Origin of the sequence: Bradyrhizobium sp. WSM2254 (genome assembly GCF_000472645.1) — a bacterium.
Classification (GTDB): domain Bacteria; phylum Pseudomonadota; class Alphaproteobacteria; order Rhizobiales; family Xanthobacteraceae; genus Bradyrhizobium; species Bradyrhizobium niftali.
Genome location: NZ_KI421446.1, coordinates 185,418 through 209,217, shown reverse-complemented (window position 1 = coordinate 209,217; position 23,800 = coordinate 185,418). Strand labels below are relative to the sequence as shown.

The window sequence follows — 23,800 nt, the reverse complement described above, 5'->3', positions numbered from 1 at the left end:
AGCCGGCTCCCGTCACGGCGAAATGGCCGTTTCTACCGCGAGCCGCCCCGCTCCTTCCGCAGCTTGGCCCAATAGTCCAGCCGCTTCCTGATCTCCCGCTCGAAACCGCGCTCGGGCGGGTCGTAGAAGGTCTGGCGGCCCAGGGCTTCCGGAAAGTAGTCCTGGCCGGAGAAGGCGTCGGGGGCGTCGTGGTCGTATTCGTAAGCTGCGCCGTAGCCTTCCGACTTCATCAGCTTGGTCGGAGAATTGAGGATGTGCTTTGGCGGCAGCAGCGAGCCGGCCTGCTTTGCGGTCTGCATGGCGGCACCGAAGGCGGTGTAGACCGCGTTCGATTTCGGCGCAGTGGCGAGATAGACCACGGCCTGCGCGATGGCGAGCTCGCCTTCTGGATGGCCGAGGAAGTCGAAGGCGTCCTTGGCGGCATTGGCGATGACGAGCGCCTGCGGATCGGCAAGGCCGATGTCCTCGACCGCCATGCGCACGACGCGGCGGGCCAGGAACAGCGGGTCCTCGCCGGCGTCCAACATGCGCGCCAGATAATACAGCGCGGCGTCGGGATCGGAGCCGCGCACCGACTTATGCAGCGCCGAGATCAGGTTGTAATGACCGTCGGCCGACTTGTCGTAGATCGGCGCGCGGCGTTGCAGGATATCCTGCAACTGCGCGGCATTGAAAATCTCATCCGTCCGCGCCGAACGCCAAACCTCTTCGGCGAGCGTCAGCGATGCCCTTCCATCGCCGTCGGCCATGCGCACCAGCACCGCGCGTGCTTCCGCATCGAGCGGCAGCTTGCGGCCCTCGACCTCCTCGGCATGCGCAAACAGCTTTTCGATCGCGGCGGCGTCGAGCGAGCGAAACACCAGTACGCGCGCACGCGACAGAAGCGCCGCGTTGAGCTCGAAGGACGGGTTTTCGGTGGTGGCGCCGACCATGACCACCGTGCCGTCTTCCATGACAGGAAGAAACGAATCCTGCTGGGCGCGGTTGAAGCGGTGCACCTCGTCGACGAACAGGAGCGTGCCCTTGCCCATCTCGCGGCGGGCACGCGCGGCGTCGAAGGCCTTCTTCAGGTCCGCGACGCCGGAGAACACCGCTGAGATCTGCTCGAAATGCAGGTCGGTCGCATCCGCCAGCAGCCGCGCCACCGTGGTCTTGCCGGTGCCGGGCGGGCCCCAGAACACCAGCGAGCCGAGCGTGCGCGTCTCCAGCATGCGCGTCAGCGCGCCGTCGGGGCCGAGGATGTGATCCTGGCCGACGACCTCCGACAACGCGCGCGGGCGCAGCCGGTCCGGCAGCGGATGCGGAGCCTCGTGATCGAGCCCCGCCGCGGCAAAGAGAGTTGGCGTCTCCTGTGGTCGCTTCGGACTCATCCGCCCAGCGTGACGTTGATCTGCTGCCCGCCGCGCACCAGCGTGATGCGCCAGACCCGCGGCCGCTCACCCGCGGCCTTTTCGAGGTCGCCGGTCTTGCTGATCTTCTGGTTGTTGACGGCCAGGATGATGTCGCCCTTCTGGAAGCCGACATTCGCCGCGGCGCTGTCGCCGCCAAGATCGGCGATCACGACGCCTTCGGTGTCGGCGTCCAGATGCAGCTCGTCGGCAACCGCCGGCGTGATGGTCGAGACCTTGGCGCCCTGGAACGGCGAACGCGCGGTGATGACGAGCTCGTTGCGGCCGGCATCGGGCGCGGTCTCCAGCGCCACCGTCAGCTTGACCGGCTTGCCGCCGCGCTGCACGTCGATCTGCGCGGTGCCGCCGAGCGGACGCGTCGCGAAGCGGTAGTCGAAGGCGTTGGGGTCATCCACGGTCTGGCCGTCGATGCCGGTGATGAGATCGGAGGATTTCAGGCCGGCCTTCGCTGCGGGGCCGTTCGAGACCACGTTCGCGACCAAGGCACCAGTCGGCGAACGCAAGCCGAGGCTTTCGGCGATCTCGGGCGTCACCGTCTGCAATTTGGCGCCGAGCCAGGGACGCTTGACCGCCTTGCCGCCGCTCTTGGCGGAGGCGACAACGACGCGCACCATGTTGGCGGGGATCGCAAAGCCGATGCCCTGCGAGCCGCCGGAGCGCGAATAGATCGCGGTGTTGATGCCGGCAAGCTTGCCGCTCATGTCCACCAGCGCACCGCCGGAATTGCCGGGATTGATCGCCGCATCGGTCTGGATGAAGAACTGGTAGTCGGTGATGCCGACCTGCGTACGCGCGAGCGCCGAGATGATGCCGTGAGTCACGGTCTGGCCGACGCCGAAGGGATTGCCGATCGCGAGCACGACGTCACCGACCAGCAACTCGTCCGAGTTGGTGAAGTCGAGCGTCGGGAATTTCTCCTTGGTGTCCTTCAGGCGCAACACGGCGAGATCGGTGCGGGAATCCTTCAACAGGATCTCGGCCTCGAACTCGCGCTTGTCCGACAGCGACACCTTGACCTGGTCCGCACCCTCGATGACGTGGACGTTGGTGACGACGAGGCCCGACGAATCGACGATGACGCCGGAGCCGAGCGAGCGCTGCATCTGCTCGGGCTGCTGGCCGGGCACGCCGAAGAAGCGGCGGAAGATCGGGTCGTCGAGCAGCGGATTGCGGTTCTGCACCACCTTGGCGGCATAGACGTTGACGACGGCCGGCTGCACCCGCTGCACGATCGGCGCATAGGACAGCCGCAGCTCGGCCGGCGACGACGGGACCCGACGGTCCTGCGCCGCAGCCGGATTGAAGTGGGCCGAAAAGGCTATGCACAATGCCGTGACGACGGCGGTCCAGGTCGATCGAAACATTCCTACCTCTTGGAAAAGACGCCGGAATATAGGCGCGTTCGCCCCCCAATAGAAGGGCGCGGGACGGCAATATTCACCCCCTTCCGCCGCCTGCCGCATACACGCCCCGCGTAAGAAATGGCAATTTGCCCGGCGCTGTGGATTGGCATGATGCGCGTCATCTTGCATTGTGATGCAAGGCGGATTCGGTTGCGGCGAATTTGCATCAGTGGGAACCACGCAACCGGGGCGCGCCGTCGCGGGGCAGTCATCGATCGTTCCTAGGCTCTCCGCCTGCAACTTGGGGAAGTTCGTCAATCGATGGAGGCGTGACATGAGCAGGACAAGAATTGCGGCCACGGCGATTGGTCTCGCCGGTGTGCTGGCGGCATCGCAGGCCCAGGCCCAATCGGCAAGCAGCAGCGAGCAGGAGATCGCGCTGCTGAAGCAGCAGCTGAAGATGCTGGAGCAGAAGCTCGACAAGCTCCAGAGCCAGACCGCGGCGAACACGGCGGCCACGGCGAAAGCCAAGGCCGAGGCGAAGGCCGAAGCCAAAGCCGAAGCGCGCTCGGAAGCGAAAGCGGTCGTGGCCAACGCCAACGCTGCAATCCCGCTCAAGGGACCGGCACCCGCCTCCGGTGTCGTCGTGACGATGCCGAACAACCGGCCGACCATCTGTACTGCCGATGGGGCGAACTGCGTCGGCATCACCGGCCGCGTGCATTGGGATGTCGGCGGCTATGATTATCGTCCCAACACCGCGGCCACAGTGCCGCAGAAGCTCGACAGCGGCGAGAACGTCCGCCGCGCGCGCATCGGCCTTGCCGGCAAATTCTTCAACGACTGGAATTTCGCGCTGATCTACGATTTCGGCGGTTCGGCTGACGGCTTCGGCGGCACGGGGGCCGCCGGCGCTACTCCTGTCGGCTTCCTGCCCGGCGGAGGCACGTCCGGCATCGAGAACGCGTATATCAGCTACACCGGGCTGAAGCCGTTCGGCGGCAAGATGGCGATCGAAGCCGGCATTATGGACCTTGCCTGGACCATGGATGAATCCATGAGCTCCAACGATCTTCCTTTCATGGAACGGGCTTCGGTCGGTGTCATTGCGCAAAACATCGCCGCCGGCGACTTCCGTTCTGCCGTCGGCGCCCGCTGGTACAACGACGTGTTCTGGGCCGGCGCATACGTGACTGGCCCGACCACGGGTGCGATTCACTCAGCGTCCAGCGTCTCACCTCCCGGCACCAGCGAGCAATACGGCGCGACGGCCCGCGTTGCAGGCCAGATCGTCAGCGGCAACGACTACTCGGTGCATCTCGGAGGCGACGCACAGTGGCTGATTCAGCCGCCGCGCAATCTGGTCGCCAACACGCAAACACTCACGCTCAGCGATCGTCCCGAGCTGCGCATCGATCCCACGACGCTGATCTCGACCGGTGCGATTGCCAATGTCTCGGGCGCCCAGGTTTATGGTGTCGAAGCCGCCGCGACCTATGGATCGCTGTTCCTCCAGGGCGAATACTACTGGTTCAACGTCGATCGCAACGCGAACACCAGCGTGCCGTTAATCGGAGCGCCAAACCTGAAATTCCAGGGCGGCTACGCGGAAGCGGCCTACGTCTTGACCGGGGAATCGCGCAAGTACAATCCAGCGAACGCCGCCTATGGCGGCGTCAAGCCAGATCATCCGTTCTCGCTCGATGGCGGTGGCTGGGGCGCCTGGGAGATCGCCGGCCGCTATTCCACTATGGATTTGAATAATCAGCTGGCAACCGCCGCGGGCATCGCCGGCGGACGGCAGACCGTCTACACGCTGGCGCTCAACTGGTACGTCAACGGCAACGTCCGCTTCATGCTCGACTATCTGCATGGCACGGTGTCGCGGCAGGCCTCGCCGATTTCGACCGCCGATGTCGGCTCGAAGTTCGACGCCGTCGCGATGCGCACGCAGTTCGCGTTCTGAACTCGTCGTCCCGGGGCGCGCGAATGCGCGAACCCGGGACCCATAGCCACAGGGAGTAGTTTGGCGAAGGCTCGGAGTTGCCGGCTCGCGTCACAACGTGCCTCTGTGGTTATGGGTCCCGGCCTTCGCCGGGACGACACCGAGAGCTTGGCGGCCAACCTCTCACTACGCTGCTCGCTTCGGCTTCTTGACCGGTTCCGCCTCGGGCGCCGGCGCGCAGGTCAGCCGCTGCTGGTGGCTCTCGCCCCACGCCTTCAGGATATCGATCACCGGCCTGAGGCTCTCGCCGAGTTCGGAGAGGCAATACTCCACCCGCGGCGGCACTTCGGCATAGACCTTGCGGATGACGAGCTTGTCCTCCTCCAGCGCGCGCAGCTGTTTTGTCAGCATGCGCTGGGTGATGCCGGGCATCCGGCGGCGTAGCTCGCCGAAGCGCTGGGTGCCGTCCTGGAGGTGGTAGAGGATCACGCCCTTCCACTTGCCGTCGATCAGGTCCAGCGTCGCCTCGACCGAGCAGCCGGGACGCCGGGTAAAATCTCGCCGCTTCATCCGTGTTTTCCCAATAGTATCCAAACAGGGACTATATCCCCGAATTTACAGTACTTGCCAAACCGGGGCCAGCGGGACAGTTAGCAGGCCGGGCGCACATCACAAGCTGCGCGCCATCTGATGGAGACAAGCCATGAAGGCCGTCGGCTACAAGAAGTCGCTTCCGATCGAGGATCAGGACGCGTTGATCGATTTCGAGACCGCAAAACCCGAGCCCAAGGGACGCGACATCCGCGTCGCCGTGAAGGCGATATCGGCCAATCCGGTCGACTACAAGGTGCGCAAGCGCGCCGCGCCGCCCGAGGGCGAGACGAAGATCTTGGGCTATGACGCGGCCGGCGTGGTCGACGCGGTCGGCCCCGAGGTCACGCTGTTCAAGCCGGGCGACGAGGTGTTCTACGCGGGTTCGATCCAGCGTCCGGGCACCAACTCCGAATTCCACCTGGTCGACGAGCGCATCGTCGGCAACAAGCCGAAGTCGCTCTCGTTTGCGCAAGCCGCCGCGCTCCCCCTCACCTCCATCACCGCGTGGGAGTTGCTGTTCGATCGGCTCGGCGCGGTGCCGGGCAAGAGCGTCGATCCGCGCACGCTGCTGATCACGGGCGGCGCCGGCGGCGTCGGCTCGATCCTGATCCAGCTCGCCCGCCGCCTCACCGGGCTGACGGTGCTCGCGACCGCGACACGGCCGGAGTCGCAGAAATGGTGCCTCGATCTCGGCGCGCATGCGGTGATCGACCACGGCAAGCCGATGAAGGAGCAGATCGAGAAGCTCAAGCTGCCGCCGGTGGCGCTGGTGGCGAGCCTCACCTTCACCGATCAGCACTACAAGGCGATCGCCGAGTTCATGGCGCCGCAGGGCCGGTTCGGCCTGATCGACGATCCGCCCGAGTTCGCGGTTGCCGCATTCAAGGGCAAGGCGATCTCTGTGCACTGGGAATCGATGTTCACGCGCTCCTCGTTCCAGACGCCTGACATGATCGCGCAGCATCATCTGCTCGATGACGTCGCCGATCTCATCGACAAGGGCGTGCTCCGCACCACGCTCGACCAGACCTTCGGCACGATCAACGCGGCCAACCTCAAGCGCGCGCACGCGCTGCTCGAGAGCGGCAAGTCGCGCGGCAAGATCGTGCTGGAGGGGTGGTAGCAGCCAAAGGCTCCGTCATGCCCGGGCTTGACCCGGGCATCCACGGACGTTTTCGCCCGAGGCCACACGTGGATGGCCGGAACAAGCCCGGCCATGACGAGTGCCGTTAGGGCGCGACACCCTCGACGAACAACAGCCGCCGCTCCAGCGCCGTCTGCCGCAGCTTCAACGCCTCGGCATATTCCGCCGACGCGTACCATTCGCGCGCGCGGACCATCGACGGAAACTCGACGATGATCATGGCCTTCGGCGGCGGGCCGCCCTCCACCACCTCGGCGGCCCCGCCGCGCGCGAGGTAACGGCCGCCGTATTGCGCGATCGTCTGCGCCGCAAGCGCGCGATAGGCCTCCATCGCACTCCTGTCGCGCACCTCGACCTCGGAGATCACATAGGCCGGCATCTGCGTCGCCTCAGGCAATCGTGTTGACGATGCCGCCTTCCGCGCGCAACGCCGCGCCGTTGGTCGCGGAAGCTTCCTTCGACGCAACATAGACCACCATGTTGGCGATCTCGTCGACGCTGGCGAAGCGCTGGATCAGCGAGCTCGGGCGATGCTGCTTGACGAAATTGGCTGCGGCTTCATCCACCGACTGACCGTTTTGTTTCGCGAGATCCTTCACGAAGGTCTCGACACCCTCCGACATGGTCGGGCCCGGCAGCACGGAATTGACGGTGACGCCGGTGCCGCGGGTGAGCTGCGCCAGGCCGCGCGCGACCGAGAGCTGGGCGGTCTTGCTCATGCCGTAGTGAATCATCTCGACGGGAATGTTGAGGCCGGATTCAGAGGAGATGAAGACGATGCGGCCCCAGTTGCGCTTGAGCATGCCCTTCAGATACGCGCGCGACAGCCGCACGCCGCTCATGACGTTGACCTCGAAGAAGCGGCTCCAGTCCTCGTCGGGGATCTCGAAAAAGTCCTTTGGCTCGAAGATCCCGGCATTGTTGATGAGGATGTCTACCTCCGGCAGTGCCGCCACAAGCGCCTTGCAGCCCGATGCGGTCGACACGTCGGCAGCAATGCCGCGCACCTTGCCACCCGCCGCTTCCAGCTTGCGCACGGCGGCATCGACCTTGTCCTGGCCACGCCCGTTGATCACGACGCTCGCGCCCGAGGCGGCAAGGCCTTTGGCAATGGCGTGGCCGATGCCAGCGGTCGAGCCGGTCACCAGTGCAGTTTTTCCGGAAAGGTCGATGTCCATGTAGTATCTCCATCAGATCGATGATGCGAATATCGGGCGCGGCGGATCGGGCCGCAATCGGCGCTCACCAATCAGTGAGACGCCGAGCACTTTTCCTGCGACAACGTAGACACTTTGCCTGAACCGCTGCTGGAACGATTATTGCTAGCAGCACGGCGTCTCATGTGAACACGGAAGAACTATGCGATGAAGCGAACGGCTCTCACGATTTTCCTCGGACTGGTCGGCCTGATGGGCGGCAATTCGCTCGCGCCCGCTCAAACGGTCTATCCGGAAAAATCGTTGCAATTGATCTGCCCCTTCCCGCCGGGCGGCGCCTCCGACGTGATCGCGCGCATCATCGGCAGCGAACTGGAGACGCGGCTCGGCAAGCCCGTGATCATCATGAACCGTCCCGGGGGCGGCACCACGATCGCGGCAAAGGAAGTCGCGCGCTCGGCGCCTGACGGATACACCCTGTTCTTCAGCTCGAACTCGAGCTTCACGCTGCCGGCAGCCGTGAAGGAAAGCGTGCCTTACGACGCGGCCAAGGATTTCGAGCCGCTCGGCCAGGTCGGCAAGATCACGCTGGCGCTGGTCACCTACAAGGACAATCCGGTCAACGACGTGGCTGCGCTGGTCGCCGAAGCGAAGGCCAATCCCGACAAGCTGTCGCTCGCATCCTTCGGCGTTGCCACCGTCTCGCATTTCGCCGGCGAGCTGTTCAAGTCCAGTGCCGGGGTCAAGATGGTCCACCTGCCCTACAAGGGCAGTGCACCGGCGATGAACGACCTCATCGGCAAGCACATTCAGTACCACGTCGACACCGTGATCGCCGTGAAGCCGCAGCTCGAGGCGGGCACCGTCAAGGTGCTCGCGGTGTTCTCGGGCAAACGCACGCCCTACCTGCCCGACGTGCCGACGCTTGCCGAACTCGGCTATGGCAACATCGACTTCGCGTCCTGGGGCGCGGTGGTCGCGCCCAAGGGGCTGCCGCCGGCCGTTCGCGACAAGCTGTCGGCGACGCTGGAGGAGATCATCAACAGCCCTTCCGTAATCGAGCGCTTCACCAAGGTCGGCTTCGAACCAGGCTTCATGCGCTACAGCGATTGGGCAGGAGCCATCGGCAAGGAGACCGCCGAGATGAAGGAGATCGCGCAAAGGGCGGGGATCAAGGAAGAATAGTCTCGCCGATCTTCGCCAGTCCCAAAACAAAAGCGGCGCCCGAGGGCGCCGCTTTCAATTCCGTACCTGCTGAAACGGCTTACGCCGCCTCGGCTTCCTTCTCCTGCACCGGACCGGAATCCTGGCCCTTGGCATCGACGTCGCGATCGACGAACTCGATCACGGCCATCGCGGCGTTGTCGCCGTAGCGGAAGCCGGCCTTGATGATGCGGGTGTAGCCGCCCTGGCGGTCCTTGTAGCGGGTCGCGAGCACGTCGAAGAGCTTCCTGACCTGATCCTTGTCGCGCATCTCGGAGATGGCCTGGCGGCGCATGGACAGCCCGCCCTTCTTGCCGAGGGTGACCAGCTTCTCCACGATCGGGCGCAATTCCTTCGCCTTCGGGAGCGTGGTGACGATCTGCTCGTGCTTGATCAGCGCGGCCGCCATGTTGGCGAACATCGCCCTGCGGTGCTCGGCCGTGCGGTTGAGCTTCCGATGAACCTTGCCGTGACGCATGTAACTATTCCTTACGTTAAAACTGCCGCGACGGTTCGTCGGACATGTTGCTCAGGTGGGCTGCCTGCGTTCGCCCGGTCGTCATTCCGGGGCGACTCGCAGAGCCGAACCCGGAATCTCGAGATTCCGGGTTCGATGCTTGCGCATCGCCCCGGAACAACGAATCTCAGTAGTGATCCTCGAAGCGCTTGGCGAGCTCGTCGATGTTCTCCGGCGGCCAGCCCGGCACTTCCATGCCGAGATGCAGACCCATCTGGGCCAGCACTTCCTTGATCTCGTTCAGCGACTTGCGGCCGAAGTTCGGGGTGCGGAGCATTTCCGCTTCGCTCTTCTGCACGAGGTCGCCGATGTAGACGATGTTGTCGTTCTTCAAGCAGTTGGCCGAACGCACCGACAGCTCGAGCTCGTCCACCTTCTTGAGGAAGGCCGGGTTGAAGGCGAGGTCCGGGATGATCTCCTGGGCGACTTCCTTGCGCGGCTCTTCGAAGTTGACGAACACGTTGAGCTGATCCTGGAGGATGCGGGCGGCGTAAGCCACCGAGTCATCCGGCGAGATCGCGCCGTTGGTCTCGATCGTCATGGTCAGCTTGTCGTAGTCGAGGATCTGGCCCTCGCGGGTGTTCTCGACCTTGTAGGAGACCTTGCGGACCGGCGAGTACAGGCTGTCGACCGGGATCAGGCCGATCGGCGCGTCCTCGGGACGGTTGCGCTCGGCGGGCACGTAGCCCTTGCCGGTCGCGACCGTGAACTCCATGCGGATCTCGGCGCCCTCGTCGAGCGTGCAGATCTGGAGGTCCGGGTTGAGCACGACGACGTCGCCGACGGTCTGGATGTCGCCGGCGGTGACGACGCCCGGGCCCTGCTTCTTCACGACCATGCGCTTGGGGCCTTCGCCCTGCATCTTGATCGAGATGTCCTTGATGTTCAGCACGATGTCGGTGACGTCCTCACGGACGCCAGCGATCGAGGAGAACTCGTGCAGCACGCCGTCGATGTGCACCGACTGCACCGCCGCGCCCTGGAGCGAGGAGAGCAGGATGCGGCGCAGCGCGTTGCCGAGGGTCTGGCCAAAGCCGCGCTCGAGCGGCTCGGCGACGATGGTCGCGAAGCGGGCCGGATCGCTGCCGGGCGTGACCTGGAGCTTGTTCGGCCGAATCAGTTCTTGCCAATTTTTCTGGATCGTCACTGTTTCACCCATACAGGCCAGTCGAACTGCCGTTGCAGACACTGGCGTTGGAGAAAGGCCGCAGGTCGCACCTGCGGCTTCTTGCAAAAGTCATTGCGGGCGCCGATGCGCCCGCAACCTCGTATCAAACGCGCCGACGCTTGCGGGGACGGCAACCGTTATGCGGGATCGTGGTCACGTCGCGGATCGAGGTGACGGTGAAGCCTGCGGCCTGGAGCGCGCGGAGCGCCGACTCGCGGCCCGAACCGGGACCGGCGACTTCGACTTCCAGCGTGCGCATGCCGTGCTCCTGCGCCTTCTTCGACACGTCCTCGGCGGCAACCTGCGCCGCGTACGGGGTCGACTTGCGCGAGCCCTTGAAGCCCATCGTGCCGGCGGAAGACCAGGCAATCGTGTTGCCCTGCGCGTCGGTAATGGTGATGGTCGTGTTGTTGAACGACGAGTTCACGTGCGCAACGCCGGAGGCGATGTTCTTGCGTTCACGTCGGCGAACGCGGGTGGCTTCCTTGCCCATTGAGTACCTTTCCTGGAGATCTCAAACGCCGCCGTAATGCCAGCGGCTACACCTGTGGAACGAAAGGCGCGTGGCGAACGGGTCATCCCCGGTTCGCCACACGCCGCGATTGGATTCGAAAACTTACTTCTTCTTGCCGGCGATGGCCTTGGCCGGGCCCTTGCGCGTGCGCGCATTGGTGTGGGTACGCTGACCGCGCACCGGCAGACCACGACGATGACGCAGGCCGCGATAGCAGCCGAGGTCCATCAGACGCTTGATGTTGATGCCGACCTCACGACGCAGGTCACCCTCGACGAGATAGTCGCGGTCGATGACTTCGCGGATCTGGAGCACTTCGGCGTCGCTGAGCTGATTGACGCGACGATCCACCGGGATCTTCACCTTCTCCAGGATCTCACCGGCGATCTTCTGACCGATGCCATGGATGTACTGGAGCGCGATCAGCACGCGCTTGTTGGTGGGAATGTTCACGCCGGCAATACGGGCCACGGCCTTCTCTCCTGTTGCCGGTCCTCGTCAGGACCAGGCTTTAAGTGCTTGTGTTCTCGGGCAGGTGTTCACAAACGCGAACACGACGCCCACCCCCGGTCTTCCTGGGGCCCGGCATCGTCTGAAACTATCCGACTTGGATGCGGGGCTTATTAAGGGATTCCGGGGGCTTTCGTCAACCGCTGCTAGCGCTTAGCTCGCTTTTTCGTGACCTTTTTTGCGGCCTTTTTGGCACCCTTTTTGACAGCCTTCTTGGCGGTCTTCTTGGCAGCCTTCTTTACCGTCTTCTTGGCGGTAGTCTTGACCGCCTTCTTGGCGCCCTTCACGGCCTTCTTGGCCGCCTTTTTAGCGGATTTGGCGGGCTTTTGGGCCGCTTTCGCCGGCTTTCTGGCTGTCTTAGCCTTGGCCGCCCCCTTCTTGGCCGACGCAGCCTTGGCCGCGCTCTTGGCAGTTCCCTTGGCAGTTCCCTTGGCAGTTCCCTTGGCATGTGTCTTGGGCTCGACTGCCCCGAGCGCCAGGAGCTGGCGGTGGATCGCACGGGTGACCTCGTCGATGGCCATCATGCCATCGATGGTCGAGAGCTTCCGCCGCTCGGAATAGTAGTGAATCAGGGGCTCCGTCTGGCTGCGGTAGCTGGCAAGCCGCTTGGCCAGGACCTCGGGGGTGTCGTCGAGCCGAACCTCCTCACCGCGCTCGCGCATCTGGGCGACTCGGGTCTCGACGCGACTCAGCAGCGCGCTCTCGTTGACACGGAGCTCGATCACGGCGTCGAGCTTGAGGTGCTTGTGCTTCAGCAGCTCGTCCAGCGCCTCGGCCTGCGGCACGGTGCGCGGGAAACCGTCGAGGATGAAACCGTTCCTGGCGTCCGGCTGGTCGATCCGGTCGGAGATGATTCCGACCACGACCTCGTCGGGCACGAGGCCGCCGCTGGCCATGATCTCCTTGGCCTTCAACCCGACCGGCGTTCCCGCCGCCACGGCCGCGCGCAGCATCTCGCCGGTCGAGAGCTGGACGATACCATAGCGCCGTACCAGCAGCTGCGCCTGGGTCCCCTTGCCCGACCCCGGCGGTCCCAGAAGTATAATTCTCATCGGCGTACGCCCCCCGGATTGGTGAGCGATACGTCGCGCACCTGTGTTTTGATATCAAGAGCGGTGCCAACCACAACCAGCGCTCCACCGCCATTGACGATCATACTATAAGGCAGCCCGATCCCGTAAAGCTCGAAGACCTCTGGAATCAACTGCAATGCCGTCAGGTAGACGGCTCCGACGACCGTCGTCAATGATACGACGCGGTCGAGATAGTCGGCAGTCGCGTCGCCCGCTGCAACACCGGGAATTGTACCGTTACGCTGCGCCAGAGATTTGGCCGTGTATTCAGGGTCGACGACATTGGCCGTGTAGACGAAGGCGAGCACGAACACCGCGATCGATCCGAGGACGACGTGGGCCAGCGCACCAAACTGAAGTTGACGGTAGGCCGCGGCGATCCACGGCGCATCGGCACCAAAGACGTAGGTCAGTCCAGCCAGCGGCAGAAACAGGATCCAGGGCGCCACCGTGGCCGGCACCAGAAAGCCGGCGCTGTTGATCTTCACCGGGAGAACCGCCGAACGCGCGGGCAGCAGGCGATCTCCGATTTTGCGTTCGGCGAACTCGACACCGACATTCCGTCGCGCGCCCTCGACGAAGACGATCAGAGCGACGACCGCGATCCAGAAGACGGCGTGGAACAGCACGAGATTGCCGGAGATCTGGCCGCTCTCCAGAAGGCTTGCGATGCCGGCGATATCACGCGGAACACTAACGAGAAAATTGACGCTGAGCAGCAGCGCCAGACCATTGCCGATACCGTGACGGGTGATCTGTTCGCTGAGCCAGATCAGGACGAACACACCGCCAACGATCGAGACGGTGGCTGCGAGCACGGACCATTCGTCCGGATCGGAAACCAGCGCCGGAATCGACTGGATGGTGGAGGCGTAGCCGTAGGCCTGGAAGGTGGAAAATGCCAGGGTCAGGATCAGCGTGTAGCCGGAGATCTTGCGCCGGCCACGCTCGCCTGACCTCTCGATCGAACTCAGGCGCTGCCATACCAGCGAGAGAAGCCGAACGACGATCGCAGCACTCAGATAGGGAAGGATACCGAGCGCGAAGATCGAAAGGCGGACCTTATGCTCGGCCGAGAAAGACAAGCTCTGCGCGCCCATCCCTGCGAACGGGACCTGCGTGCCGAGCCTGAAAACGAGCAGCGCGCCGATCGTGATAGCGATGCGGCGCGCGAGCTCGGTCGTCATCTTGCGATGGGCTCTACCTGCGGCGGCCCCGCAGCTTCGACTTCCGGATCAGGCCCTCATACTGATGGGCCAGCAGATAGCCCTGCACCTGCGCGACCGTGTCCATGGTGACGCTGACCACGATCAGCAGCGAGGTGCCGCCGAAGTAGAACGGCACCGAGGCGTAGGAGATCAGGATCTCGGGGATCAAGCAGACGATTGCCAGATAGACGGCGCCGAGCACGGTGATGCGCGACAGCACGTAGTCGATATATTCCGCAGTGCGCTCGCCGGGACGGATGCCCGGAATGAAGCCGCCGTGCTTCTTCAGATTGTCCGCGGTCTCGGTCGGGTTGAACACGATCGCGGTGTAGAAGAACGCAAAGAACACGATCAGCGCGAGATACATGATCAGGAACAGCGGACGGCCATGGCCGAGCTGGGTGGTGATCCACTGGAACCATTCCGGCCCGCTGCCCGCATTGAAGTTCGCAACCGTCGTCGGCAGCAGCAGGAGCGAAGAGGCGAAGATCGGCGGGATCACGCCCGAGGTGTTGAGCTTGAGCGGCAGATGCGAGGACTGGCCCTCGAACATCTTGTTGCCGACCTGGCGCTTCGGATACTGGATCAGCAGCCGGCGCTGCGCCCGCTCCATGAACACGATGAAGGCGATCACGGCGACCGCCATGATGATGACGACCAGGATCAGACCGGTCGACATCGCACCCTGACGGCCGAGCTCGAGCATGTTGGCGAGCGCCGCAGGCAGCTCGGCGACGATGCCGGAGAGAATGATCAGCGAGATGCCGTTGCCGATGCCGCGCGAGGTGATCTGCTCACCCAGCCACATCAGGAACATGGTGCCGCCGGTCAGCGTGATCGCCGTGGACAGGCGGAAGAACATGCCGGGATCGCTGACGACGTTGCCGGCACCTTCGAGGCCCACCGCGATGCCGTAGGACTGGAACGCGGCCAGGATCACGGTCAGGTAGCGGGTGTACTGGTTCAGCGTCTTGCGGCCGGCCTCGCCTTCCTTCTTCAGCGCCTCGAGCTGCGGCGAGACGGTGGTCAGGAGCTGGATGATGATCGAGGCCGAGATGTACGGCATGATGTTCAGCGCGAAGATCGCCATGCGGTGGATGCCGCCGCCGGCGAACATGTTGAACATGCCGAGGATGCCGCCCGCCTGGGAGCGGAACACCTGCTCCCAGATGTTGGGATCGATGCCCGGCAACGGGATGTAGGTCCCGAGCCGATAAACGAGCAGCGCACCCAGGGTGAACCAGATGCGCTTCTTCAGTTCGTCAGCCTTGGCAAACGCACCGAAATTGAGGTTGGCTGCCAGTTGTTCCGCTGCTGAGGCCATCTTGGACTTTCTCCCGCCGCCTGTTGCGCCGTCATGCCCGCGGCCGGGCTACTTTAGCGGACGCCGGACATTATCTGGGGCTCGGCTTCGATAAGTCCACGTCCCGCATGCGTAAAGGCCCGCGAGCCGCGGGCCAATGACGCAGTTGTTACGCCGCCTCGCCTTCTTCCTTGGCAGGGGCGAGGATCTTCACCGAACCGCCGGCCTTCTCGACCGCGGCAATCGCGGTCTTGGTGGCGCCGTGCACTTCGATGTTGAGCTTGGACTTGAGCTCGCCGCGGCCGAGCAGCCGCAGGCCGCCCTTGGCGCGGCGCAGCACGCCGCCCTTCACCAGGGCCTCGACGTTGACGACGCTGCCGGCGTCGATCTTCTTGGCATCGACCGCTTCCTGGAGCCGGTCGAGATTGATCTCGGCGAACTCCACGCGGAAGATGTTGTTGAAGCCGCGCTTGGGCAGACGGCGATGCATCGGCATCTGGCCGCCTTCGAAACCCTTGATGCGCACGCCCGAACGCGCGGTCTGGCCCTTGCCGCCGCGGCCGGACTGCTTGCCCTTGCCCGAACCAATGCCGCGGCCGACGCGCATACGCTTCTTGCGCGAGCCGGCGTTGTCGGCGATATCGCTGAGCTTCATCGCCCTTCTCCTTGTGTCTTGCGCGTGATCTTCACCGAAAACCGGCACCCAGTTTCGGGATCATGCGCCCTGCTTACTTCTCGTCGACGATGCGGACGAGATGGTGAACCTTCTCGATCATGCCGCGCACGGCCGGAGTGTCCGGCAGTTCGCTGGTGCGGCCGATCTTGTTGAGCTTGAGCCCGATCAGCGTCGAACGCTGCGAGTGATGGCGGCGGATCGCGCTGCCGGTCTGCTCGAGCTTGATCGTCTTTGCGGCCTTGGCCATCTTGGTCTACTCCGAAAAGCTTCCGTTAGTCGGCAGCCGCCTCGGCGTCGCCGCCGATACGGCGGGACTGGAGGGTGGACACCTTGATATTGCGGCGGGCTGCGACCGAACGCGGCGAATCCTGGTGCTTCAGCGCGTCGAAGGTCGCGCGCACCATGTTGTACGGGTTCGACGAGCCGATCGACTTCGCCACCACGTCCTGGACGCCGAGCGTCTCGAACACGGCGCGCATCGGGCCGCCGGCGATGATGCCGGTACCGGCCGGAGCGGCACGCAGGTAGACACGGCCCGCGCCATGACGGCCGGCGATGTCGTGATGCAGCGTGCGGCCCTCGCGCAGCGACACGCGGGTCAGGTTGCGCTTGGCGGATTCGGTTGCCTTGCGGATCGCCTCAGGCACTTCGCGCGCCTTGCCGTGACCGAAGCCGGCGCGGCCCTTCTGGTCGCCGATCACGACCAGCGCTGCGAAACCGAAGCGCTTGCCGCCCTTGACGACCTTGGCCACGCGGTTGATGTGAACGAGCTTGTCGACGAACTCGCTGTCGCGCTCCTCGCGCTCCTTGCGGTCGCGTCCGCCGCCGCGTTGATCGCGTCCACCACGTTGTTCGCGTTCTGCCATTTTTCCAATCCTTCTGAGGCTTGCGCCTCAATCCTCAAATTCTGTTAGAAGCTCAGCCCGCTCTCACGCGCCGCATCGGCAAGAGCCTTGACGCGCCCGTGATAGAGGTAGCTGCCGCGATCGAACACGACTTCCTTGACGCCCTTCTCAGCGGCGCGCTCGGCCAGCAGCTTGCCGACCGCCTTCGCCGCATCGATGTCGGCGCCGGTCTTGCCGCCGTCGCGCATCGACTTCTCGAGCGAGGAGGCAGAGGCCAGCGTCTCGCCCTTCAGGTCGTCGATGACCTGGGCGTAGATGTGCTTGGACGAGCGGAACACCGACAGACGCGGACGGCCACCACCGGAGCGGCGCAGCTTCAGCCGCACACTCCGCTTGCGCCGGGCATTCGTAACCTTGGCTTTCGACATGACCGGCTCCGTTACTTCTTCTTGCCTTCCTTGCGGAAGATGAATTCGCCAACATACTTCACGCCCTTGCCCTTGTAGGGCTCCGGCGGGCGGTACGAGCGGATTTCGGCCGCGACCTGGCCGACGCGCTGGATGTCGCTGCCCGTCACCGTGATCTCGGTCGGCTTCGGCACCGTGATCGTGATCCCTTCCGGGATCGCATAGACCACGTCGTGGCTGTAGCCGAGCGCGAGCTGCAGGTTCTTGCCCTGCATCGCGGCGCGGTAGCCGACGCCGGTGATCTCGAGCTTCTTCTCGAAGCCCTTGGTGACGCCTTCGACCAGATTCGCGACCTGAGCGCGAGCGGTGCCGTACAGCGCCCGCGCGCGGTTGGTCTCAACCCGCGGGTTCACCTTCACCTGGCCGTTCTCGAGCTTCACCTCGACGTCGTCATGGACGACGAACTGAAGCTGGCCCTTCGGCCCCTTCATCTTGACGGTCTGCCCGTCGACGGTCGCGGTCACACCCGACGGAACCGCAACCGGTCTTTTGCCAACACGTGACATGGATCAAAAATCCTTCTCAGAACACCGTGAAGAGGACTTCACCGCCCACATTCGCGTCGCGCGCGCTGTGGTCGGCCATGATCCCCTTCGGCGTCGACAACACCGAAATGCCGAGCCCGTTGTTGACCCGCGGCAGGTTCTTCACCGAGGCGTAAACACGACGCCCGGGCTTGGAAACACGTTCGATCTCGCGGATGACGGGCTCGCCGTCGAAATACTTCAGCTCGATCTCTATCTCGCTGCGGCCCGAGGAGTGCTCGACCGTGGCGTAGCCGCGGATGTAGCCCTCGCTCTTGAGCACCTCGAGCACGTTCTCGCGCATCCGCGAGCCAGGCGTGGAGACCTTGCTCTTGGAGCGCATCTGCGCGTTGCGGATGCGGGTGATCAGATCGCTGATTGGATCGTGCGTAGACATCTAAACGACCCTCCTTACCAGCTCGACTTCACGAGGCCCGGGACCATGCCCTTGGAGCCAAGTTCGCGCAGCGCGATACGGGACAGCTTGTTCTTGCGGTAGTTCGAGCGCGGACGGCCCGACAGCTCGCAGCGAAGACGCACGCGGGTCGCCGACGAATTGCGCGGCATCTCGGCGAGCTTCAGGGTCGCGGCGAACCGCTCCTCCATCGGCAGCGTCTTGTCGGCGATGATCGCCTTCAACCGCTCGCGCTTCGGGGCGGCGTTCTTCACCATCCGCTTGCGCCGGTTGTTCTTCTCGATTGAACTCTTCTTTGCCATGCTTGGCTCCTGGGTATCCGCGTTTGAGAGGCTTTAGGTCAGCGTCTCACTGCCGGAACGGGAAATTGAAAGCGGTCAACAAGGCCCTCGCCTCTTCGTCGGTCTTGGCCGTGGTGCAGACGGTGATGTCCATACCGCGGGCTTCCGTGACCTTGTCGAAGTCGATCTCGGGGAAAATGATGTGCTCCTTGATGCCGAGCGAGTAGTTGCCGCGGCCGTCGAAGCTCTTCGGGTTCAGGCCGCGGAAGTCGCGGACGCGCGGCAGCGCGACCGTGACCAGGCGGTCGATGAACTCGTACATGCGGGCCTTGCGCAGCGTGACCTTGCAGCCGATCGGCTGGTTCTCACGCAGCTTGAAGGTCGCGATGGCGATGCGCGAATAGGTCACGATCGCCTTCTGGCCGGCGATCTGGGTCAGCTCGGCAGCGGCGGTCTCGGCCTTCTTGCGGTCGTTGACGGAATCGCCAACGCCCATGTTCAGCACGACCTTGTCCAGGCGCGGAACCTGCATGACGTTCTCGTAACCGAACTTCTCGGTCAGCGCCGTGCGGATCTTCGCATCGTATTCCGCGCGCAGGCGCGGCGTGTAAGCGGCCTCAGCCATCGATCTCAGCTCCCGAGCTCTTGGCGATGCGGACCTTCTTGCCGTCCGCCAGAATCTTGAATCCGACGCGGGTCGGCTTTCCGTCCTTGCCGACATACGCGATGTTGGACAGTTGGATCGGCGCCTCTTTCGAGATGATGCCGCCCTCCTGGGCCTGCGTCTGCTTCTGGTGACGCTTGACCATGTTGACGCCGCGCACGAGCGCCGTGCCGGCGTCGGGGCGAACCTCGAACACTTCGCCGGTGCGACCCTTGTCGCGACCGGTCAGCACGACGACCTTGTCGCCCTTGCGGATCTTCGCAGCCATCACAGCACCTCCGGCGCGAGGGAAATGATCTTCATGTGATTCTTGGCGCGCAGCTCGCGCGGCACGGGCCCGAAGATACGGGTGCCGACCGGCTCGGACTGGTTGTTGATCAGCACGGCGGCGTTGCGGTCGAAGCGGATGACCGAACCGTCGGCGCGGCGGATGTCCTTGCGGACGCGCACCACGACGGCCTTCATCACGTCGCCCTTCTTCACCTTGCCACGCGGAATCGCTTCCTTGATCGAGACGACAATGATGTCGCCGATCGTGGCGTAGCGGCGCTTGGAGCCCCCGAGCACCTTGATACACATGACACGGCGTGCGCCAGAATTGTCGGCCACGTCGAGGTTGGTCTGCATCTGAATCATTGATGCACCTCGTCCTCTTCTCTCTTGCGCCAGCCCAGCCGGCGCTCAACATTTACCTGAAGGCAGTCGGCTAAAGCCAACAGATCAGGCGCTTTTCTTGTGTTCGCCCCGGATCACGATCCAGCGCTTCAACTTCGAAATCGGCTTCGATTCCTCGATCCAAACCATATCGCCCGGCTTGAACTCGTTGTTCTCGTCGTGCGCGTGATAGTTCTTCGAACGGCGGATCGTCTTCTTGTAGATCGGGTGCGTGAAGCGGCGATCGACGCGGACAACGACCGTCTTGGCTGTCTTGTCGCTGACGACCACGCCCTGCAAAGTACGTTTCGGCATCTTCGTAAGCCTCTTACTTCTTCTTCGCGCGCGTCTGCGCGGCGACGGTCTTGATCCGGGCGATGTCGCGGCGGGCCTCGCGCAGGCGCGAGGTATTCTCGAGCTGCCCGGTGGCGCGCTGGAAGCGCAGGTTAAAGCGCTCCTTCTTCAGGTTCAGGATGGCGTCATCCTGCTGGTCGGGGCTCATCGCGCGGATGTCTTCGATCTTCATCTGGGCCATGGCCATTACTCCGCAATGCGCTCGACGAAGCGCGTCTTGATCGGCAGCTTGGCGGCCGCCAGGGTCAGCGCCTCACGCGCCGTCTGGGTGTTGACGCCGTCGATCTCGAACAGCACCCGGCCCGGCTTGACGCGCGCCACCCACAGTTCCGGCGAACCCTTGCCGGAACCCATGCGGACTTCGGCCGGCTTCTTCGACACCGGAAGGTCGGGGAACACGCGGATCCAGACGCGGCCGGCGCGCTTCATGTGACGGGTCAGCGCGCGGCGGGCGGCTTCGATCTGGCGCGCGGTGACGCGCTCAGGCTCGGTCGCCTTCAGGCCGTACTGGCCGAACGCCAACGTCGCGCCCGAAGACGCAACGCCGTGGATGCGGCCCTTATGCGCCTTCCGGAACTTCGTTTTCTTAGGTTGCATCATGGCTTTAAGCCCTCAAATTCCTGTGCTGGCTCAGACCGCAGCGTTGTCGCGGCGCTGACGGCCACCACGATCACCACCGCCGCCGGTCTCGCCTTCGGCCATTCTCTTGTCCTGGGCCATCGGATCGTGCTCGAGGATCTCGCCCTTGAAGATCCAGACCTTGACGCCGCAGGTGCCGAAGGTCGTGAACGCGGTCGCAACGCCGTAGTCGATGTCCGCGCGCAGCGTGTGCAGCGGCACGCGACCTTCGCGGTACCACTCCATGCGCGCGATTTCCGCACCGCCGAGACGTCCCGAGCAGTTGATGCGGATGCCTTCCGCGCCGAGACGCATCGCCGACTGCACGGCGCGCTTCATGGCACGGCGGAACGCCACGCGGCGCTCCAGCTGCTGCGCGATCGACTCGGCCACCAGCGTCGCATCGAGCTCCGGCTTGCGGATCTCGACGATGTTGATGACGACGTCGGACGAGGTGATGTCCGCGACCCGCTTGCGCAGCTTGTCGATGTCGGCGCCCTTCTTGCCGATCACCACGCCCGGACGGGCCGAGTGGATGGTGACGCGGCACTTCTTGTGCGGACGCTCGATCACGATGCGGGCGACGGCCGCCTGCTTGAGCTCCTTGTGCAGGATCTCGCGGATCTTGACGTCCTCATGCAGCAGCTTGCCGTATTCCTGCTTGCCGGCGAACCAGCGGGAATCCCAGGTCCGGTTGATGCCGAGACGCAGACCGATCGGATTGATCTTTTGACCCATCGTTTTCTCCTGCGACCCTTAAGCCGCTGCTGCTTCGGCTTCGACCTGACGAACAATGATCGTCAGCTGCGAAAATGGTTTGTAGACACGGCCCGAACGGCCACGGCCGCGGGCGGCAAAGCGCTTCATCACGAGGCCGTTGCCGACGAAAGCCTGCGCCACGACGAGATCATCGACGTCGAGGTCGTGGTTGTTCTCGGCATTGGCGATAGCCGATTCCAGGCACTTCCTCACGTCAACCGCGATCCGCTTGCGCGAAAACTGCAGGTCGGCGAGCGCAGCGGCCGCCTTCCGGCCGCGAATGAGCTGGGCGACCAGGTTGAGCTTCTGCGGGCTCACCCGCAGCATCCGGGCGACCGCCTTGGCCTCGTTGTCGGCGAGGCTCCGTTCGCGCTTAGGTTTGCTCATCGTTTAATCCTCAAGCCTTCTTGGCTTTCTTGTCACCGGAGTGGCCATGGAAGGTCCGGGTCGGCGAAAACTCGCCGAACTTGTGACCGACCATTTCCTCGTTGACGGCCACCGGCACGTGCTTCTGACCGTTGTAGACGCCGAAGGTCAGACCGACGAACTGCGGCAGGATCGTCGAACGACGGCTCCAGATCTTGATGACGTCGTGACGGCCGGACGCGCGCGCGGCATCTGCCTTCTTGAGCAGAGAACCCTCGACGAACGGGCCTTTCCAGACTGAACGAACCATGTCCGGCGTTCCTTACTTCTTCCGCTTGTGGCGGCTTAGGAGAATGAATTTGTTGGTCGACTTGTTGGAGCGGGTCTTCTTGCCCTTGGTCGGCTTGCCCCACGGAGTGACCGGGTGGCGACCGCCCGAGGTACGACCTTCACCACCGCCGTGCGGATGGTCGATCGGGTTCATCGAAACGCCGCGGTTGTGCGGCTTGCGACCCAGCCAACGGTTGCGGCCGGCCTTGCCGATCGAGGTGTTCATGTGATCCGGGTTCGACACCGCGCCGATCGTGCCGCGGCAACGGCCGTGCACCAGGCGCTGCTCACCCGAGTTCAGGCGGATGATGACGTAGTCCTGGTCGCGACCGACGAGCTGGGCGTAGGTGCCCGCGGAACGGGCGAGCTGGCCGCCCTTCCCGATCTTGACCTCGATGTTGTGGATGATCGTGCCGACCGGCATGTTGCCGAGCGGCATGACGTTGCCCGGCTTCACGTCGACATAGTTGCCGGCCACCACGGAATCACCGACCGCCAGGCGCTGCGGCGCCAGGATATAGGCCTGGGTGCCGTCTTCGTACTTGACCAGTGCGATGAACGCAGTGCGGTTCGGATCGTATTCCAGCCGCTCGACGGTCGCGGGCGCATCGACCTTGTCGCGCTTGAAGTCGACGATGCGCAGGGTCTGCTTGTGACCGCCGCCGCGGAAGCGCACGGTGATGCGACCGGTGTTGTTGCGACCGCCGGAGGAATGCTTGCCTTCGGTAAGCGCCTTGACCGGCTTGCCCTTGTACAGGGCCGAACGATCGACCATGACCAGCTGGCGCTGGCCCGGCGTCGTGGGATTGAATGTCTTCAGTGCCATCGTCGTACGACCTTACAGACCGGTGGTGACGTCGATCCGGTGACCCTCTTCGAGGGTCACGATCGCGCGCTTGGTGTTCGACTGCGAACCGAGGTTGCCGCGGAAGACCTTGGTCTTGCCCTTGCGGACCAGCGTGTTGACGCTCTTGACCTTGACGTCGAACAGCTTCTCGATCGCTTCCTTGATCTGCGGCTTGGTCGCCTTCGCGGCCACCTTGAACAGGACCTTGTTGTGCTCGGACGCCAGCGTCGCCTTTTCGGTGACGACCGGAGCGACGATCACGTCGTAGTGGCGAGGCTCGATGTTCTTCGTCATTTGAAGCGCGCCTCCAGCGCATCGATGGCGGCCTTGGTCAGAACGAGCTTCTGACGGCGCAGGATGTCATAGACGTTGATGCCCTGGATCGGCAGCACGTCCATGTTCGGGATGTTGCGGGCCGCGGCGGCAAAGCCGTTGTTGAGCTCGGCGCCGTCGATGATCAGCGCGTTGGTGAGCCCCAGGCCCGAGAAGTGACCGAGCAGCGCCTTGGTCTTCGCGGCTTCCAGCGCGGCCTTGTCGATCACCAGCAGATCACCGTCCTTGGCCTTGGCCGACAGCGCATGCTTGAGAGCCAGCGCGCGGACCTTCTTCGGCAGGTCGGTGGCGTGCGAACGCACCACCGGACCGAAGGCGCGGCCACCGCCACGGAACTGCGGCACGCGGGCCGAGCCGTGACGAGCACCGCCGGTGCCCTTCTGCTTGTACATCTTCTTGCCGGTGCGCCAGATCTCGGCGCGGCCCTTGGCCTTGTGGGTGCCGGCCTGGCGCTTGTTGAGCTGCCACTGCACGCAACGCGCAATGATGTCCTGGCGCGGCTCGAGGCCGAAAATGGCGTCAGAAAGCTGGACCGAGCCGGCTTCCTTACCTTCGAGGGTGGTGACCTTCAATTCCATC

General features: G+C 64.1%; 34 protein-coding genes. 3 read left to right on the top strand and 31 right to left on the bottom strand.

The annotated features are described in order from the left end of the window. Positions 1–32 precede the first annotated feature (32 nt). Both A3M7_RS0141720 and A3M7_RS0141715 read right to left on the bottom strand, forming a co-directional pair. Complete coding sequence (locus tag A3M7_RS0141720) at positions 33–1,370, bottom strand: replication-associated recombination protein A (protein WP_027549215.1); 1,338 nt, start codon at positions 1,368–1,370, stop codon at positions 33–35. Beyond that, positions 1,367–2,773 (bottom strand): DegQ family serine endoprotease, encoded by a 1,407-nt coding sequence (locus tag A3M7_RS0141715; RefSeq protein WP_027549214.1) that lies wholly within the window; start codon positions 2,771–2,773, stop codon positions 1,367–1,369. Before A3M7_RS0141715 ends, A3M7_RS0141720 begins: the two co-directional genes overlap by 4 nt. A 313-nt stretch (positions 2,774–3,086) precedes the next feature. On the opposite strand from A3M7_RS0141715, the gene A3M7_RS0141710 reads away from it, so the two are divergent. Then, complete coding sequence (locus tag A3M7_RS0141710) at positions 3,087–4,718, top strand: OprO/OprP family phosphate-selective porin (RefSeq protein WP_027549213.1); 1,632 nt, start codon at positions 3,087–3,089, stop codon at positions 4,716–4,718. A gap of 165 nt (positions 4,719–4,883) precedes the next feature. Here the strand turns inward: A3M7_RS0141710 and A3M7_RS0141705 are convergent, their stop codons facing one another. Continuing rightward, a complete protein-coding gene (locus tag A3M7_RS0141705; protein ID WP_027549212.1) occupies positions 4,884–5,267 on the bottom strand; it encodes a helix-turn-helix domain-containing protein in 384 nt (127 codons plus the stop codon). A 133-nt stretch (positions 5,268–5,400) separates the two neighbouring features. On the opposite strand from A3M7_RS0141705, the gene A3M7_RS0141700 reads away from it, so the two are divergent. Next, on the top strand, positions 5,401–6,414 hold the full coding sequence (locus A3M7_RS0141700) for a zinc-binding alcohol dehydrogenase family protein (RefSeq protein WP_027549211.1): 1,014 nt from the start codon (positions 5,401–5,403) through the stop codon (positions 6,412–6,414). Between the two features lie 106 nt (positions 6,415–6,520). On the opposite strand, the gene A3M7_RS0141695 is transcribed toward A3M7_RS0141700, so the two are convergent. Together A3M7_RS0141695 and A3M7_RS0141690 are read right to left on the bottom strand one after the other, a co-directional pair. After that, complete coding sequence (locus tag A3M7_RS0141695) at positions 6,521–6,814, bottom strand: DUF1330 domain-containing protein (RefSeq protein WP_027549210.1); 294 nt, start codon at positions 6,812–6,814, stop codon at positions 6,521–6,523. Between the two features lie 10 nt (positions 6,815–6,824). Next, positions 6,825–7,613 (bottom strand): SDR family NAD(P)-dependent oxidoreductase, encoded by a 789-nt coding sequence (locus A3M7_RS0141690; protein WP_027549209.1) that lies wholly within the window; start codon positions 7,611–7,613, stop codon positions 6,825–6,827. A gap of 186 nt (positions 7,614–7,799) precedes the next feature. On the opposite strand from A3M7_RS0141690, the gene A3M7_RS0141685 reads away from it, so the two are divergent. Beyond that, a complete protein-coding gene (locus tag A3M7_RS0141685) occupies positions 7,800–8,777 on the top strand; it encodes a tripartite tricarboxylate transporter substrate binding protein (protein WP_027549208.1) in 978 nt (325 codons plus the stop codon). A gap of 79 nt (positions 8,778–8,856) precedes the next feature. Here the strand turns inward: A3M7_RS0141685 and rplQ are convergent, their stop codons facing one another. From rplQ to rplD, 26 genes are all read right to left on the bottom strand, one after another. Continuing rightward, the gene (gene rplQ / locus A3M7_RS0141680) at positions 8,857–9,273 is read right to left on the bottom strand and encodes a 50S ribosomal protein L17 (RefSeq protein ID WP_027549207.1); all 417 of its coding nucleotides are present in this window, start codon (positions 9,271–9,273) and stop codon (positions 8,857–8,859) included. Positions 9,274–9,439: 166 nt separating this feature from the next. After that, on the bottom strand, positions 9,440–10,471 hold the full coding sequence (locus tag A3M7_RS0141675) for a DNA-directed RNA polymerase subunit alpha (protein ID WP_011088132.1): 1,032 nt from the start codon (positions 10,469–10,471) through the stop codon (positions 9,440–9,442). Positions 10,472–10,583: 112 nt separating this feature from the next. Further along, positions 10,584–10,973 (bottom strand): 30S ribosomal protein S11, encoded by a 390-nt coding sequence (gene rpsK / locus A3M7_RS0141670; protein WP_007603045.1) that lies wholly within the window; start codon positions 10,971–10,973, stop codon positions 10,584–10,586. Between the two features lie 123 nt (positions 10,974–11,096). Next, positions 11,097–11,465 (bottom strand): 30S ribosomal protein S13, encoded by a 369-nt coding sequence (gene rpsM / locus A3M7_RS0141665; protein WP_008549231.1) that lies wholly within the window; start codon positions 11,463–11,465, stop codon positions 11,097–11,099. 185 nt (positions 11,466–11,650) lie between these two features. Continuing rightward, on the bottom strand, positions 11,651–12,556 hold the full coding sequence (locus tag A3M7_RS0141660) for an adenylate kinase (protein ID WP_027549205.1): 906 nt from the start codon (positions 12,554–12,556) through the stop codon (positions 11,651–11,653). Continuing rightward, positions 12,553–13,677, bottom strand: a complete 1,125-nt coding sequence (locus A3M7_RS0141655) for a preprotein translocase subunit SecY (RefSeq protein ID WP_245284453.1) — start codon at positions 13,675–13,677, stop codon at positions 12,553–12,555. The genes A3M7_RS0141660 and A3M7_RS0141655 overlap by 4 nt, the downstream gene beginning before the upstream one ends. Before the next feature lie 100 nt (positions 13,678–13,777). Next, a complete protein-coding gene (gene secY, locus A3M7_RS0141650) occupies positions 13,778–15,109 on the bottom strand; it encodes a preprotein translocase subunit SecY (RefSeq protein ID WP_027549203.1) in 1,332 nt (443 codons plus the stop codon). Between the two features lie 148 nt (positions 15,110–15,257). Further along, positions 15,258–15,743 carry a 50S ribosomal protein L15 gene (gene rplO, locus A3M7_RS0141645; protein WP_011088136.1) on the bottom strand — a complete coding sequence of 162 codons (486 nt, stop codon included), beginning with the start codon at positions 15,741–15,743 and terminating at the stop codon, positions 15,258–15,260. Positions 15,744–15,816: 73 nt separating this feature from the next. Then, on the bottom strand, positions 15,817–16,011 hold the full coding sequence (rpmD, locus tag A3M7_RS0141640) for a 50S ribosomal protein L30 (protein WP_011088137.1): 195 nt from the start codon (positions 16,009–16,011) through the stop codon (positions 15,817–15,819). A gap of 25 nt (positions 16,012–16,036) precedes the next feature. Further along, positions 16,037–16,630, bottom strand: a complete 594-nt coding sequence (gene rpsE / locus A3M7_RS0141635) for a 30S ribosomal protein S5 (RefSeq protein ID WP_027549202.1) — start codon at positions 16,628–16,630, stop codon at positions 16,037–16,039. 44 nt (positions 16,631–16,674) lie between these two features. Next, complete coding sequence (gene rplR / locus A3M7_RS0141630; protein ID WP_007603036.1) at positions 16,675–17,037, bottom strand: 50S ribosomal protein L18; 363 nt, start codon at positions 17,035–17,037, stop codon at positions 16,675–16,677. 11 nt (positions 17,038–17,048) lie between these two features. Continuing rightward, positions 17,049–17,582 carry a 50S ribosomal protein L6 gene (rplF, locus tag A3M7_RS0141625; RefSeq protein ID WP_027549201.1) on the bottom strand — a complete coding sequence of 178 codons (534 nt, stop codon included), beginning with the start codon at positions 17,580–17,582 and terminating at the stop codon, positions 17,049–17,051. A 16-nt stretch (positions 17,583–17,598) separates the two neighbouring features. Then, positions 17,599–17,997 carry a 30S ribosomal protein S8 gene (rpsH, locus tag A3M7_RS0141620; RefSeq protein WP_027549200.1) on the bottom strand — a complete coding sequence of 133 codons (399 nt, stop codon included), beginning with the start codon at positions 17,995–17,997 and terminating at the stop codon, positions 17,599–17,601. Positions 17,998–18,011: 14 nt separating this feature from the next. Continuing rightward, positions 18,012–18,317, bottom strand: a complete 306-nt coding sequence (gene rpsN, locus A3M7_RS0141615) for a 30S ribosomal protein S14 (RefSeq protein WP_011088140.1) — start codon at positions 18,315–18,317, stop codon at positions 18,012–18,014. A gap of 46 nt (positions 18,318–18,363) precedes the next feature. Then, positions 18,364–18,921: a 50S ribosomal protein L5 gene (gene rplE, locus A3M7_RS0141610; RefSeq protein ID WP_018647250.1), complete on the bottom strand. Its 558-nt coding sequence runs from the start codon at positions 18,919–18,921 to the stop codon at positions 18,364–18,366. Continuing rightward, positions 18,914–19,228, bottom strand: a complete 315-nt coding sequence (gene rplX, locus A3M7_RS0141605; RefSeq protein ID WP_018647249.1) for a 50S ribosomal protein L24 — start codon at positions 19,226–19,228, stop codon at positions 18,914–18,916. The genes rplE and rplX overlap by 8 nt, the downstream gene beginning before the upstream one ends. After that, positions 19,228–19,596, bottom strand: coding sequence for a 50S ribosomal protein L14 (gene rplN / locus A3M7_RS0141600; protein ID WP_007603030.1), 369 nt, complete (start codon positions 19,594–19,596; stop codon positions 19,228–19,230). The genes rplX and rplN overlap by 1 nt, the downstream gene beginning before the upstream one ends. Positions 19,597–19,680: 84 nt before the next feature. Next, positions 19,681–19,929 carry a 30S ribosomal protein S17 gene (gene rpsQ / locus A3M7_RS0141595; RefSeq protein WP_027549198.1) on the bottom strand — a complete coding sequence of 83 codons (249 nt, stop codon included), beginning with the start codon at positions 19,927–19,929 and terminating at the stop codon, positions 19,681–19,683. Positions 19,930–19,942: 13 nt separating this feature from the next. Next, positions 19,943–20,149 carry a 50S ribosomal protein L29 gene (gene rpmC, locus A3M7_RS0141590; RefSeq protein WP_011088144.1) on the bottom strand — a complete coding sequence of 69 codons (207 nt, stop codon included), beginning with the start codon at positions 20,147–20,149 and terminating at the stop codon, positions 19,943–19,945. Between the two features lie 5 nt (positions 20,150–20,154). Continuing rightward, a complete protein-coding gene (rplP, locus tag A3M7_RS0141585; protein WP_008549252.1) occupies positions 20,155–20,568 on the bottom strand; it encodes a 50S ribosomal protein L16 in 414 nt (137 codons plus the stop codon). A gap of 30 nt (positions 20,569–20,598) precedes the next feature. Beyond that, positions 20,599–21,324: a 30S ribosomal protein S3 gene (gene rpsC, locus A3M7_RS0141580; protein ID WP_011088146.1), complete on the bottom strand. Its 726-nt coding sequence runs from the start codon at positions 21,322–21,324 to the stop codon at positions 20,599–20,601. Positions 21,325–21,342: 18 nt separating this feature from the next. Next, positions 21,343–21,732 (bottom strand): 50S ribosomal protein L22, encoded by a 390-nt coding sequence (gene rplV, locus A3M7_RS0141575; protein ID WP_049824020.1) that lies wholly within the window; start codon positions 21,730–21,732, stop codon positions 21,343–21,345. A 10-nt stretch (positions 21,733–21,742) separates the two neighbouring features. Then, positions 21,743–22,021 carry a 30S ribosomal protein S19 gene (gene rpsS / locus A3M7_RS0141570; RefSeq protein ID WP_008136357.1) on the bottom strand — a complete coding sequence of 93 codons (279 nt, stop codon included), beginning with the start codon at positions 22,019–22,021 and terminating at the stop codon, positions 21,743–21,745. Positions 22,022–22,033: 12 nt separating this feature from the next. Then, entirely contained in the window at positions 22,034–22,867 is an 834-nt protein-coding gene (gene rplB / locus A3M7_RS0141565) for a 50S ribosomal protein L2 (protein ID WP_011088148.1), read from the bottom strand. 12 nt (positions 22,868–22,879) lie between these two features. Further along, on the bottom strand, positions 22,880–23,182 hold the full coding sequence (locus A3M7_RS0141560; protein ID WP_011088149.1) for a 50S ribosomal protein L23: 303 nt from the start codon (positions 23,180–23,182) through the stop codon (positions 22,880–22,882). After that, positions 23,179–23,799 carry a 50S ribosomal protein L4 gene (gene rplD / locus A3M7_RS0141555; protein ID WP_011088150.1) on the bottom strand — a complete coding sequence of 207 codons (621 nt, stop codon included), beginning with the start codon at positions 23,797–23,799 and terminating at the stop codon, positions 23,179–23,181. Before rplD ends, A3M7_RS0141560 begins: the two co-directional genes overlap by 4 nt. Between the last annotated feature and the right edge of the window lies 1 nt (position 23,800).

Excerpts from the sequence above, each read along its gene's own strand:
- A3M7_RS0141720 (WP_027549215.1), bottom strand. The coding sequence starts at position 1,370 with ATGAGTCCGAAGCGACCACAGGAGACGCCAACTCTCTTTGCCGCGGCG.
- A3M7_RS0141715 (WP_027549214.1), bottom strand. The coding sequence starts at position 2,773 with ATGTTTCGATCGACCTGGACCGCCGTCGTCACGGCATTGTGCATAGCC.
- A3M7_RS0141710 (WP_027549213.1), top strand. The coding sequence starts at position 3,087 with ATGAGCAGGACAAGAATTGCGGCCACGGCGATTGGTCTCGCCGGTGTG.
- A3M7_RS0141705 (WP_027549212.1), bottom strand. The coding sequence starts at position 5,267 with ATGAAGCGGCGAGATTTTACCCGGCGTCCCGGCTGCTCGGTCGAGGCG.
- A3M7_RS0141700 (WP_027549211.1), top strand. The coding sequence starts at position 5,401 with ATGAAGGCCGTCGGCTACAAGAAGTCGCTTCCGATCGAGGATCAGGAC.
- A3M7_RS0141695 (WP_027549210.1), bottom strand. The coding sequence starts at position 6,814 with ATGCCGGCCTATGTGATCTCCGAGGTCGAGGTGCGCGACAGGAGTGCG.
- A3M7_RS0141690 (WP_027549209.1), bottom strand. The coding sequence starts at position 7,613 with ATGGACATCGACCTTTCCGGAAAAACTGCACTGGTGACCGGCTCGACC.
- A3M7_RS0141685 (WP_027549208.1), top strand. The coding sequence starts at position 7,800 with ATGAAGCGAACGGCTCTCACGATTTTCCTCGGACTGGTCGGCCTGATG.
- rplQ (WP_027549207.1), bottom strand. The coding sequence starts at position 9,273 with ATGCGTCACGGCAAGGTTCATCGGAAGCTCAACCGCACGGCCGAGCAC.
- A3M7_RS0141675 (WP_011088132.1), bottom strand. The coding sequence starts at position 10,471 with ATGGGTGAAACAGTGACGATCCAGAAAAATTGGCAAGAACTGATTCGG.
- rpsK (WP_007603045.1), bottom strand. The coding sequence starts at position 10,973 with ATGGGCAAGGAAGCCACCCGCGTTCGCCGACGTGAACGCAAGAACATC.
- A3M7_RS0141660 (WP_027549205.1), bottom strand. The coding sequence starts at position 12,556 with ATGAGAATTATACTTCTGGGACCGCCGGGGTCGGGCAAGGGGACCCAG.
- A3M7_RS0141655 (WP_245284453.1), bottom strand. The coding sequence starts at position 13,677 with ATGGGCGCGCAGAGCTTGTCTTTCTCGGCCGAGCATAAGGTCCGCCTT.
- secY (WP_027549203.1), bottom strand. The coding sequence starts at position 15,109 with ATGGCCTCAGCAGCGGAACAACTGGCAGCCAACCTCAATTTCGGTGCG.
- rplO (WP_011088136.1), bottom strand. The coding sequence starts at position 15,743 with ATGAAGCTCAGCGATATCGCCGACAACGCCGGCTCGCGCAAGAAGCGT.
- rpmD (WP_011088137.1), bottom strand. The coding sequence starts at position 16,011 with ATGGCCAAGGCCGCAAAGACGATCAAGCTCGAGCAGACCGGCAGCGCG.
- rpsE (WP_027549202.1), bottom strand. The coding sequence starts at position 16,630 with ATGGCAGAACGCGAACAACGTGGTGGACGCGATCAACGCGGCGGCGGA.
- rplR (WP_007603036.1), bottom strand. The coding sequence starts at position 17,037 with ATGTCGAAAGCCAAGGTTACGAATGCCCGGCGCAAGCGGAGTGTGCGG.
- rplF (WP_027549201.1), bottom strand. The coding sequence starts at position 17,582 with ATGTCACGTGTTGGCAAAAGACCGGTTGCGGTTCCGTCGGGTGTGACC.
- rpsH (WP_027549200.1), bottom strand. The coding sequence starts at position 17,997 with ATGTCTACGCACGATCCAATCAGCGATCTGATCACCCGCATCCGCAAC.
- rpsN (WP_011088140.1), bottom strand. The coding sequence starts at position 18,317 with ATGGCAAAGAAGAGTTCAATCGAGAAGAACAACCGGCGCAAGCGGATG.
- rplE (WP_018647250.1), bottom strand. The coding sequence starts at position 18,921 with ATGGCTGAGGCCGCTTACACGCCGCGCCTGCGCGCGGAATACGATGCG.
- rplX (WP_018647249.1), bottom strand. The coding sequence starts at position 19,228 with ATGGCTGCGAAGATCCGCAAGGGCGACAAGGTCGTCGTGCTGACCGGT.
- rplN (WP_007603030.1), bottom strand. The coding sequence starts at position 19,596 with ATGATTCAGATGCAGACCAACCTCGACGTGGCCGACAATTCTGGCGCA.
- rpsQ (WP_027549198.1), bottom strand. The coding sequence starts at position 19,929 with ATGCCGAAACGTACTTTGCAGGGCGTGGTCGTCAGCGACAAGACAGCC.
- rpmC (WP_011088144.1), bottom strand. The coding sequence starts at position 20,149 with ATGGCCCAGATGAAGATCGAAGACATCCGCGCGATGAGCCCCGACCAG.
- rplP (WP_008549252.1), bottom strand. The coding sequence starts at position 20,568 with ATGATGCAACCTAAGAAAACGAAGTTCCGGAAGGCGCATAAGGGCCGC.
- rpsC (WP_011088146.1), bottom strand. The coding sequence starts at position 21,324 with ATGGGTCAAAAGATCAATCCGATCGGTCTGCGTCTCGGCATCAACCGG.
- rplV (WP_049824020.1), bottom strand. The coding sequence starts at position 21,732 with ATGAGCAAACCTAAGCGCGAACGGAGCCTCGCCGACAACGAGGCCAAG.
- rpsS (WP_008136357.1), bottom strand. The coding sequence starts at position 22,021 with ATGGTTCGTTCAGTCTGGAAAGGCCCGTTCGTCGAGGGTTCTCTGCTC.
- rplB (WP_011088148.1), bottom strand. The coding sequence starts at position 22,867 with ATGGCACTGAAGACATTCAATCCCACGACGCCGGGCCAGCGCCAGCTG.
- A3M7_RS0141560 (WP_011088149.1), bottom strand. The coding sequence starts at position 23,182 with ATGACGAAGAACATCGAGCCTCGCCACTACGACGTGATCGTCGCTCCG.
- rplD (WP_011088150.1), bottom strand. The coding sequence starts at position 23,799 with ATGGAATTGAAGGTCACCACCCTCGAAGGTAAGGAAGCCGGCTCGGTC.